General features: G+C 29.0%; 9 protein-coding genes. 1 reads left to right on the top strand and 8 read right to left on the bottom strand.

Annotated elements, in window-relative coordinates; genetic code table 11:
• Positions 1-51: 51 nt before the first annotated feature.
• From B5E58_RS10195 to B5E58_RS10180, 5 genes are read right to left on the bottom strand one after another with little or no spacing between them, the layout of a single operon-like run.
• On the bottom strand, positions 52-1476 hold the full coding sequence (locus B5E58_RS10195) for a 6-phospho-beta-glucosidase (RefSeq protein ID WP_088109563.1): 1425 nt from the start codon (positions 1474-1476) through the stop codon (positions 52-54).
• A gap of 27 nt (positions 1477-1503) precedes the next feature.
• Positions 1504-1965 (bottom strand): PTS transporter subunit EIIC, encoded by a 462-nt coding sequence (locus B5E58_RS13900; protein WP_330395643.1) that lies wholly within the window; start codon positions 1963-1965, stop codon positions 1504-1506.
• A 14-nt stretch (positions 1966-1979) separates the two neighbouring features.
• Complete coding sequence (locus B5E58_RS13895; RefSeq protein WP_275532724.1) at positions 1980-2807, bottom strand: PTS transporter subunit EIIC; 828 nt, start codon at positions 2805-2807, stop codon at positions 1980-1982.
• A 35-nt stretch (positions 2808-2842) separates the two neighbouring features.
• Positions 2843-3148, bottom strand: a complete 306-nt coding sequence (locus tag B5E58_RS10185; protein ID WP_088109562.1) for a PTS sugar transporter subunit IIB — start codon at positions 3146-3148, stop codon at positions 2843-2845.
• Positions 3149-3187: 39 nt separating this feature from the next.
• Positions 3188-3520, bottom strand: coding sequence for a PTS lactose/cellobiose transporter subunit IIA (locus B5E58_RS10180; protein ID WP_088109561.1), 333 nt, complete (start codon positions 3518-3520; stop codon positions 3188-3190).
• A 186-nt stretch (positions 3521-3706) separates the two neighbouring features.
• Here B5E58_RS10180 and B5E58_RS10175 point away from each other — a divergent pair, with 186 nt between their 5' ends.
• Complete coding sequence (locus tag B5E58_RS10175) at positions 3707-5668, top strand: BglG family transcription antiterminator (protein WP_088109560.1); 1962 nt, start codon at positions 3707-3709, stop codon at positions 5666-5668.
• Positions 5669-5711: 43 nt separating this feature from the next.
• Here B5E58_RS10175 and B5E58_RS10170 read toward each other — a convergent pair whose 3' ends face one another.
• The 3 genes from B5E58_RS10170 to B5E58_RS10160 are packed head-to-tail and all read right to left on the bottom strand — an operon-like array spanning position 5712 to position 11748.
• Complete coding sequence (locus B5E58_RS10170) at positions 5712-7178, bottom strand: reverse transcriptase family protein (RefSeq protein WP_242956652.1); 1467 nt, start codon at positions 7176-7178, stop codon at positions 5712-5714.
• Entirely contained in the window at positions 7175-8941 is a 1767-nt protein-coding gene (locus B5E58_RS10165; protein WP_088109559.1) for a hypothetical protein, read from the bottom strand. The genes B5E58_RS10170 and B5E58_RS10165 overlap by 4 nt, the downstream gene beginning before the upstream one ends.
• Complete coding sequence (locus B5E58_RS10160) at positions 8938-11748, bottom strand: hypothetical protein (protein ID WP_088109558.1); 2811 nt, start codon at positions 11746-11748, stop codon at positions 8938-8940. The genes B5E58_RS10165 and B5E58_RS10160 overlap by 4 nt, the downstream gene beginning before the upstream one ends.
• Positions 11749-12040 lie beyond the last annotated feature (292 nt).

Raw genomic sequence — 12040 nt, 5'->3', positions numbered from 1 at the left:
CTCCATTTTCAAAAGACCTTTAGACTTAAAAATCTAAAGGTCTTTTGTTTATTATAATTCTGTACCGTTACTTTCTATCACTTTTTTGTACCAATAAAAAGATTTTTTTCTGTATCTTTCAAGAGTACCATTTCCATAGTTATCTCTATCAACATATATAAAACCATAACGTTTTTTCATTTCTCCACTTCCAGCACTTACAAGATCGATAGGTCCCCATGTTGTATAACCCATAAGTTCTACACCATCATTTACAGCTTTAATCATCTGTTCTATATGGTCACGAAGATATTTTATACGATAATCATCGTTAATTTCTCCATTTTCAAGAGTATCATTTGCACCAAGTCCATTTTCAACTATAAATAATGGTTTCTGATAGCGGTCATAAATCTGATTTAATGTTACTCTAAGACCTATTGGGTCAATAGCCCAACCCCATTCAGATTTCTCAAGATATGGATTTTCTATGCTATGGAAAATATTTGTCTGTGAAAGATTTTGAAGCATTTTTTCATCAGTTGTTGTACATCTTGATGAATAATAACTGAAACTTACAAAGTCAACAGTATATTTTTTAAGTATTTCAATGTCATCTTCGCCCATTTCAAGTTTTATATTGTTTTCCTCAAAAAATTTCTTTGCATAAGAAGGATAATAACCTCTAGCTTGAACATCAGAGAAGAAATAAGATTCTCTGTCTTTTTCAAGAGCTGCCATAACATCAGCTGGATTACAACTATAAGGATATGTTGTTCCTGCTGCTAACATACAGCCGATTTTTGCATCAGGTATAATTTCATGACAAGCCTTTACAGCAAGAGAACTTGCTACAAGCTGATTGTGTGCTGCCTGATATTTTATCTCAAGGTCATTTTCATCCTCTTTTATTGTAAGTCCACCACCAACAAAAGGAGCATGGAGTATTATGTTTATCTCGTTAAATGTAAGCCAATATTTAACTTTGTCTTTATATCTATTAAATATTGTTTTGCAATAATTTTCATAGAATTTTATAAGTTTTCTGTCTCTCCAACCACCATATTTTTTGCAAAGTTCTAAAGGCACATCAAAATGCTGGATTGTCACAAGAGGCTCTATTCCATACTTCTTGCACTCATCAAAAACATCATCATAGAATTTAAGTCCAGCTTCATTAGGTGTTGCATCATCACCATTTGGGAATATTCTTGACCAAGCTATTGAAAGTCTAAAACATTTAAATCCCATTTCTGCTAAAAGTGCAATGTCCTCTTTGTATCTGTGATAAAAATATATGGCTACATGTGAAGGATAGAAAAATTCATCATTAAACTCAAGACTTGGAGGATTACAAAAATACTGTGTTCTATATTCTCCAACAGGAAGAATATCTACTGCTGAAAGACCTTTTCCGTCTTCTATATAAGCTCCTTCAAGCTGATTTGAGGCAACAGCTCCACCCCAAAGAAAATTCTCAGATAAAATACTTTTCATAATATCATACCTCTCATATTATTAAAATCAATCTTCATTAAGTTCTGCTTCTTTTTCCTGTTCACATATAAGTTTATCTTGCATTTTAAAGAAAGGTGCATAAATTACAACACTCATAACAACAATAGCAAGTTGTAAAAGAGCAAGTCTCCAACCTCCTGTTATAAGACCACTTAAAACAGGTGGCATTGTCCAAGGAACTGTAACTCCTGTGAATGGTGGAACAATACCTGTTGATATTGCAAAATATCCAATTATAACCGAAAGAGTTGGTACTATTATAAAAGGAATAAGCATAATAGGGTTAAATATAATTGGTGTACCAAATATAATAGGTTCATTTATATTAAAGAAAGCTGGTCCAATAGCAAGTTTACCAAGCTGTTTCATCTGTTTTGACTTTGCAAATATAAACATACTTATTACAAGACCTATTGTTAAACCTGCACCACCCATTTTAAGGAATAATGTAAATTGGTCTGTTATAATTCTTGCATTTTCACCTACAACAAGTTTTTTCCTGCTTCAACAACTTGCTGATTTGCAAGCATATTTGACTGTAAAATAGGTGCTAAAATATTTAATATAATAGCATCTCCATGAATTCCACACCACCAGAATACAGAAATAAGTATTGAAACAATTATAATACCAGGTAATGTATCAGTTAAATTCTGTAATGGTATCTGAAGCCAGTTATAAATTGCTTCTGTTACTGAAAGTCCTGTAAGTTTGTTTATAACAATATGTAATACCATAAAAACAGTAAGTATTACAGCACCTGGAATTAAAGCTGAGAAAGAGTTAGCAACAGCTGGTGGAACACTTTCTGGAAGTTTAATTCTTATATCTCTTTTGATAAACCAAGAATATATAGCTCCAGCAAGAAGACTTGATATAACAGCTGCTATAAGTCCCTGACCACCAAGCCAAACACTAGGTATAGCGCCACCAATAATTTCTCCATTAACTTCTATTGATGAACCTGTCATTATAAAAAGTCCGGCAACTCCGAAAAGTCCAGCAGGTACACCATCAAGTCCATCTTCAACACAAAATTCATATGCAAGAGCAAAAGCTGCATAAATTGCAAGAATATTAAATGTACCACCTACTACCTGATTGAGAGGTGCAGCCCAGTTTGCTCCAAAAATCCCTGCCATAAATTCGTTGTATCCTGATATCGGAAGATTCGCAATAAGAAGGAATACAGAACCTATAAGAGTAAATGGAACAGTTCTTATGAAACCACTCTTTAAGGCTTTTACAACTTTAAAATTTGAAAATTTTACTACAAAAGGAATCATCTTTTGCATTGTTTCCTGTAACATAGTAATTATACCCCCATTTTTTTTAATTACTTAAATTATTTATTTGTAAGTTTGATGATTGTGTCTAAAACTTTTTCACCGTTCATCATTCCATAATCAACAGAATTTATAACTTGAACAGGTATATTATGAGGGTCGAAAATCTGTTTTGCTTTTGCTGTTAAAAACTGTATCTGTGGTCCAAGAAGAACACAGTTTACATCAGTGTGTTTTACCATATCTGTTTCAGAATAAGCAGCTATATCAAGTTCAACACCTTTTTTAGCTGCTGCATCTTTAATCTTTTTAACTAATAAACTTGTTGACATACCTGCTGCACAAAAAACTGCTACTTTAATCATAATAAATTCCTACCTATTTTAAAAAAACATGTTTTTAAATTACTTCTTTAACTGGTTAATTGTTTTCTGCATTTCAATCATATTTGTTATAAGCTGTTTTGAAAGCATTGCATTCATAAGATGATCCTGAGCATGTACCATAAGAAGCCCCATTTCAACTCTGTCCCCACCAGCTTCACACTGTATAAGGTCTGTCTGTACTTCATGAACTTTTACAAGTACTTCATCCGCTTTCTTTAAAAGTTCCTCAACAGCTTCATAATTACCTTCAACAGCTTCCATATACGCCTGCTGAAGCATTCCATTAGCTTCACCTGCTGATGCGATAATTGTAACTATTGTTTCCTCATCAACTTTTTTTACATTTGACATTTTTACTCCCCCTTGTTTTTTGTTTGTTTCTTTGTTTGTAACTACATTCTATAAAAATCATTAGGAAATATCCAGCAAACTTTTTCCTTTTACATTTAGGAAATAATTTGTTTGCTTAGATTTTTGAATTAAACTATAATATAATGAATTAATGGACATTTTTATGTTGTACGGGGTGAAAATAATATGTATCTGCTTAGCAGACAAGTTAAAATAATAAGGTATCTAAAAGGAAAAGGTACTTTTGTAAAAGGAAACGAATTAGCAAAAATTCTCGGTGTTACAGATAGAACTATAAGAAATGATATTGCTGCAATAAAGGATGTGTACGGAGATGATATTATTGAAGCAATAAGAACAAAGGGATATAGATATAATTCTGAAATTGATATACATAATAATCTTTTTTATGACCTTGATATTACAGATTCAGGAAATCGCATTATATACATATTAAAAAAACTTTTATTGAGTCCAGAGCCTGTTGATATTTTCGATTTATCAGAAGAGCTTATGATTTCTGAAAGAAGTATTGAGACAGATATTCAAAGACTTAAAAAAATATTTAACACTCTTTCTTTAGAAAATGTTTCTATAAAACGGTTTGATGACAATATAACCTTAAAAGGTTATTGTTCTGTATCAAACAATCTTATTTATGATGTTGTTAAATATACAAATGATGCCTTTGACTCATCTGAATTTCAAAAATTTTTTACTAATATAAATTTAGACTATTTAAAGGGCTTTATAATAGATATTTTAAACGACTTTAAATATGAATCAAGATATCTTTCACTTTCAAGATTTATGCTTGATATAGCCCTTATAATAGAATCAAACTATATATATGGTGAAAGTTATGGTAAAAAATATAAAAATCTTGTTGAAAAATATATTGACAAAATACAAGGTAAATATATGGATATGTCTGTAAAATTAAGTAGTATGCTTATAGACAGATTTGGTATAACTATTTCAAAACATGATACTAATTTTATAGCTTATATACTTTATATAAAAGGCAAAATGGAGCTTATAGAGGAAGAAATAAGAAGTGCTAATATTTTAAAAGATGATTTTTATTATTTCTGTGTGGACATTTTAAACAGACTTAAAAATGAAAAAGGTATAGAGTTTATAGAAGATGATAATTTATCTATTGATTTTATATTTCATCTTAAGATTGCTATAAAACGTATTGAATTAGGTATAAAATTATACAATCCTTTGGCCGAGAAACTTACAAAAGAATATACTTATGTTATTGACTTAGCTGTTATGATTGCTGATATGATATATGAAAAATATAAAATAAAATTTGATTTCAATGAAATATCATATATAGGAATATATTTAGCAACAGCAATACACAATGTATATGATAAACAAAGAAATATTGACAGATTAAAAATTCTTTTATATGTTCCAGAAGGTATAGGAAATCTTAATCTTATACACCATCAAATTGAAAATTTAACTGATAAAAACAGAATAATAATTGATGGAACAACAAATATAAATATGATTATTGATGCTCTTTTGGAATATGACATAATAATAACAACATCTAACAGATTAAACATTGATAACAATAAAATACATATTATAAATAAACGTTTTGATAGTGTTGAACGTGAAAAAATAAAAAATATTATAAATTATGAAATAAACATTTTTGAACAATATAAATTTAAAAAAATGTGCTCAATATTTTTTGATAAAAACATATTTATGTATAATCTTAACTTGACAGATAAATATGAAGTTATTGACTATATGTGTAATGTTCTTAATAAAAATGGATATGTAGATAAAAATTTTAAAAATTATGTTATAGAAAGAGAAAAAATTGTGTCAACTGAAATCGAAACAGGTGTTGCCCTTCCTCATTCTATAAAAAATACAGCATTAAAAAATGGTATGGCAATAGCTTTTTTAAAAAATCCTATATTGTGGGATAATCATAAAGTTAAAATAGTTTGTATGTATGCAAACAGTAAAAAGCATAGAGAATATTCAAATATGTTTACACTTTCATTTGTTGATGCTGTCTCAGACAGTAAATTTATAGATGAAATAAAAAACTGTAAAGATTTGGACAGCTTTACAAAGCTATTTACAAAACATTGTATAAATAATAAATAAAAAGGCAGAATTATCTGCCTTTTTATTATAAAAATATATTATTTTAGTTTTCTAATAATTTTAAACCTTTATCTATTATCTTTTTGTACCTTTCTTCATTGACACTCTTTAACCAAGCAATTCTTCCCTTAATTTCCATTTTTGTTTCTTTAGGTATACTTTCTCCTGAGTTTTTTAATTTCTCCGCATTATGAATAGAAGCTCTTAAAATATCAACCCATTTTCTTGGAACACCTATTTCTTCATTGTTAATTACAATACCTGTAATATATTGTCTATTATTTTTCCTTAAAATATGTGTTTTTTCTTTTTTTATATTAAAACCTTCATCTTCTATAATCTTTTTAATACTGTTTAAGAAACTTCCAACAGCTAAATTTTCTGTATCACCTATATAGCTAAAACTCATATCATCAGCATAACGTGTATAAGTAAACCCTAATTTTTTACAAAGTCCATTTATACGTTTATCCATTTTGTTACATATAATATTTGTAATCATAGGACTTGCAGGAGAACCCTGTGGAAGTATTCTTTCTGATGTTTTTATATATTTTGTTTCACCTTTTATTTCAACAGGAATTCTTTCACAGTATGTACAAATCATTGCAAGTAATGATGAAATGTATCCAGAATAACCTAATGACTGAAAAAGTCCTCTTACTCTCTCAAATGTTATTGTAGGGAAAAAGTTTTCCAAGTCCATATTAATTAATAAATCTGGTCCTGACTTATGAAATTTAGCTCCTGTTACAACAGATTTTGATTTAATAAATCCATGAGCAAATTCAGAAACTTCTATTTTCTCCAAAATCTCTTCTAATATCTGTCTTTGAGCTTTTTTAAGCTCTGTTTTAGGAGCAGCTATATGACGTTTTCCCCCACTTTTTTTAGGAATATCAAATCTATAATAGTTGTCAAATGTTACAACATCTCTATGATATGTCAAATAACGTAATGTTTTATACTCTACTTGTAAAAGAGTGGCTAAATCTTTATCATTTTCTATTATAGGGAGATTATTTTTTTCGAGCTTCTCAATATTAGTTTCTTTCTGTGATAAAAGACCAGAATATCCTCTACCTATAAATATAATATTTTCAGCTTTCTTTTTATTCCAAGCCTCGGATTTTAACTGTTTCTGTCTTTCTCTTTCAGCTTTTCTCTCTGCTCTTCTTGCAATAGACTCTTTCATAATCTCCTGACAAACAACAGCACGGATTTTTTCGTAGTCCCATGTATCTTGATACTCTTTTTTGAGAGATGAAAGTTTTATATCTATTTCACGTTTTTCTTTATATACTTCTGATATTTGTTCTGAAAGTTTATTAAATTCATCAAGAAGTTTTTTTCTATTTTCAAAATCTTCTTCTGTTTCGTTCTGTTGGCGTTCATAAGGAGTTGGCAAATGGCTAGGCCAAAAACCGTATTCTTGCATTTTTTGGAATGTAAACTCCTTCTTGCCCATTTTATTTACTTGTTCTCTATATTCAGTCCTTGTGTCCATCATAGCAACATCTCCATAATATCATTGATTTTATATTCCTTGTTATACTCTAAATTTTTTAATTTCAATAATTTAAAAGAAGCAATATAAAGTGCAAGAATATGTGCACAAGGGTCAGAAATATTTCTATCACCACTTCTAAATTTGCTACAATTACATTTTACTTTTACAATCTGTGCATCTTGGTCAACAATAATTTCTGTATTTGTATCACTTTCCCACCAATAAGAACCTTTATACTTTGTAGAGAATATAAATTCTTTTGATGGTGTATACTTAACTGTCATATTATTAAATGTCTGTTTATTAAGTTTTTCAACTTCTTTCTCTATATAAGAGATTTCATAAAGCTCTTTAGGTAAAGGCTCACTGCAAAGACGACGGAAACGAACTTGATTTGTTATAATATCAAAATATCCCTCTCCATGTCTGAATAACATACCAATTCCTGCTTTTACTACATCTTTCTTAACATCTGGGAAACTGTTGAATATTTCTTCCATAGTCATACTACGATTTTGTTTAAGAAGTTTATAAACATCTTTATAGTTTCCGTTTCCTGTAAATCCAGCCATAATATTAAAGGCTGTACCTTTTACCCAGTCATTAGATGACCAAGAAGTAAATCCAACTGTCATCTGAATTGTGCCCATATCTGCACGTATGAACTGTGGCATACCAAATCCCAATAAACGAATATAGAAAGCCTTTGAGAGAGGTAGCAATTTTTCAACAACAAGCCAACGTCTTCTGCCCCAGATTTTTTCTTCTCGTCTCTGGTTACCATTATATATAGAATTTAATGTAAGAACTGTTCCAAAAGGCTCAAATACAATCTGTATTCTCTCTCCTGGTTCAAGTATCCATTTCATATAACGAGGGCTCTTTTTCTCTTTATGTTTTCTCAAAAATGCACATATATCATACATATCAGAAACTTCAAGTTTAATTTCAATTCCATCAAGGGCTGCCGCTGAAGAAACCTGATTAAAGCCTTTTATCCATGTCTCAGGTAAATCAATTTTCTTTTCAATATACTCTGGTACAACATCACTATCTACTGTGAAACCTTCAGGATTTACAGACAGTGTTACATCTGTATAGCTGCGGAAACGTTTCATCTCTTTTTCAAGTTTAACAGAGAAATCTATATTTGTTGTTCCAAGATTTGGCTCCTGCAATAAATCAAACTCTTTCATATCAACAGATAAACAGCCATAAGTTGACTCATCAACAGAAAATGCCTCGAAAGAAACTTGATCTTTATGAACTGTTATAACAGGGTCTAATACAAACCACAAATCATAATCTCTTTCTCTCAAAAAATCCCAAAACTTTCTCTCTATTTTATAGTAATCTTTCCAAGCGTCATATTCATCAATTTTATTTTGTAATTCTCTTTTAATATCGTTTAATTTTCTTATTTCAGAATTATATTTATCAGCTTCAGCACTGAAAGCATTTATTTCTTCTTTAATTTTCTTTCTTATATTAGGTGCATACTCTTTATGCTCTTTTATACGTCTTTCAATTTCTTCTTCAAGCCAAACAAAATATTCAGGTCTTTCTTTTGTTTTTTGGCTCATGTCAGATATAACAATATCTCTAAGCATAAGCATAGCATCACGAAAAACTAAAGGATGTTTTAATTTTCCTAAAAAAGAAACTTTCTCATCACGGGATAAGTCTGTACTAAAACCTAAAGTCGTTCCATTGTCGGCTTGTTTACATTGAGAAGGACTTGCGTATTTATAATTTACATTCATAGATTGCATACCTCCTTCTGAATTCTTGCAAATGTAACAAGTGCTTTTTCAGAATTAAATTTAACATTTGTACTTCCAATATCAATTAATATATCTTCAATTTCTTTTCTTCTTTCAGGGTAATATTTTATAAATGTAGGTATTGTATTGTAAACATAATCTTTACTTTTTGATACCCTATTAGGAAGATATAAAAGTGTTTTTACATAATAAATATATAAATCTGGCTGTACATCTTTCAAATTTGAGAAAGCATTATCCATTTTCTCTGAAAGGAATGATTTTACAGCTATACAAGGGTGCTCTAACATACGATAAATAAACTCTTTAGGTGTTTTATTTCCATACCACTCATCTAATTTTTCTAAAGCATATTTATGTACTTTCTCAACAGGAGAGTCAATTAAAATCATATGTATCTTATCTCTATTTTCAGTATCCATATTCTCAAAAACTGTCTCAGCAGTTTTATTTAAAGCATATACATTACATTCAAAGAGAATAAGAATTGTTGATTTATTTGTAATCTTGTATTTTAATTTTTCTATAACCTCTGTCAATACTTTTACAATCATAGGAGAACCTATATCAAGTATAGATACTATAACAGTATCTTTAGGAAGTTTTTCGTTTTTTATAGATTTCAACAATGCAACAGTATTGCGAGTTTTCTCTTTCATAGCAATATTTTTAAACTCAACATTCTGTAATAATTCCTTAAGTTCATAATAAGGTAAAACAAATAACATATCCTCTATTAAATCAGCCATAAAGTCAGTTAATTCTGTATTCTCAATAAACATTGACACAATATACTGTAATAAATCTTGTTTTTCTTCTTTTGTAGCATCATTCAATTTAGATATTGAATTTTTCAAGAATTCTTTAACATTATCTGAAAATTTCAATCCGTCTTTTACAAAATACTCATTCTGATTTAAAAAGCTCTTTATAAAAGCGATATACTCAGTTGCTGTAAAGTCGTGTATATTCTTTTTAATTATCATCAACCATTTTTCAAAGCTATTTAATTTGAACATACTTGCAATATTTTCAGGTAAGAATTTTCCGTCTGTTCTAACAAAATAGTCTTCAGCAGCACGCTGTAAATTAACTAAAACAGTGTCCATTAAAAGAAGCATAATTTCTCCATCAAAGTTTTCAAGAGCTTTTAACTTAGGTAATACAAGATTTTCAAATAATTTAGCTGTTTCAGTGTAAGGTATCTGAGTTAAATATATGAGGTCTTTTAAATCATAATCATCAAATTTATGATTGTCATAAGCCTTCTTTATTGTAATATAACAGAATTTGCCTACTGCATCTGTTTTTGCATTTCTTGCAATATATACTACATCATCAATATGTCTATCCCAAACATCTTCTTTATCTCTTATTCCAAGTTTTATTTTATTTGCAAAATAACGATTAAAGAAATAATTTCTATTAAAATAATTTTCAAAGTCAAAATATTCCATACCATCTTTAGGTGTATAGCTTACAAGCATTTCTTTTGCCGCTGCTATAAATTTTGTCTCCTCTGTTCTTTTATACTCGTCAATAGTTCTTCTTATATAACGAACAAAATAATCATAAGCTTTACCCTCTCCAATACCCTTTAAATAATAAGTTGTTCTTGGAGCATCAAGACAGTAGGCAATTTTTCCAATAGCATCAACCATATCATAGGCTTTTGCTGTTTGTATAGTATTTTTAAAAGCAATCTTTTTAAAGTTTTTGCCATCAGTGTATGTATTTTTGTCAAAGAATTTTTGTTTTAATGAAAGCCAACCACCATTAAAAATACTAAAATATGAATGATTTTTTAAATACTCATCTAAAGCATCACCTGTTATAACATTACCATACAAATTCAATCTTTTAATATGGAAGTCCATTTCAGGTAATGATTTATATATAGCATCTTTCTGTTTCTGTATTGTTTTTTCACTGAAAGCATTTATATATATTTTTAAGCAGCGTTTTAATCCTTTATGTACAGCATTACTTGTTGACCATAAATCTTTACTTTTATTTATTTCTTTTGCCTTATTTAACAAAATAGGATTTTGAGAGATTGTAAGTTCTTGGAATATACCGCAAGCTAACTCAACACTAGCCACTTTAAGTATTTTTTCATATTCCTCAACAGAAGGATTAGTTTTAATAAAATCACTTAAAGCTTTCTTTCTGCCATATAATTTTTCTTTTGAAAACATATCTAAAACATAATTGTAATACATACTGTTTTCATCAAATCCAAATATTTCACTAGGCTCAATGATTTCACAACCTTTAAATTTTATGTTGTTTGATTTTAAATATAAAACATAGTCTTTATAATTATGATTTTCATAATAATTAAATGAAACATCTACATCTATTTCATAAAATTCTTCAATTTTATATTTACTATCAAATCTCAGTTTCTTTGTGTATGTGTAATTATTACTGTTCCAATCCCAATAGGTCTGTGCCTCTTTATATCCTTTTTGAGTATAAAGTGTATTTGTGTCAACATGATAATATGTTTTCACAGTAGAAGGTAAATGTCCATTAACACCATAGAATATAGCATAGTGGGTGTATTTAACATTTTTATCAAGAACATAACCTTCAAAAACATCATAATAATAAGATTTTCTAACTTTTTTTAATTCAGCTTGATGTTCACCATATAAAATAATTCTACAAGGATTATTTTCACTATCTTTTCCCCAGAGTGAAATTTGTCGAACAGGCTTTTGTTCTACACCCCAAAAACGTTCGCGTTCTTCCGGAGTTAGTTCTCTTTTTATAACTTCCATAGTTAATAAACTCCTTCCTTTCTATATTAATCATTAAGCGTTTTTACTAGTGTATATAATAAAATTATACCGTGTTTTAATATATTTTCAAGTGATTATGCAAATATATTTCAAAAATTTTATAAAAAAAATTGACTTTTTATTAATATGTGCTATAATTAATAAAAACAGGTTAGATTTTCTGGTCCTTATGCTTTGAGGTAGCCTCAAGGTCGTATGTTCGCAACATTACACCACTATGTTCTGCGCAACTCGCTACCGCAGTATTATACCGGAAGGTATTAAAATTATC

This window comes from Tyzzerella sp. An114, assembly GCF_002161055.1.
Taxonomy (GTDB): domain Bacteria; phylum Bacillota; class Clostridia; order Lachnospirales; family Anaerotignaceae; genus Fimicola; species Fimicola cottocaccae.
This window is presented reverse-complemented; position numbering and strand designations above follow the sequence as displayed.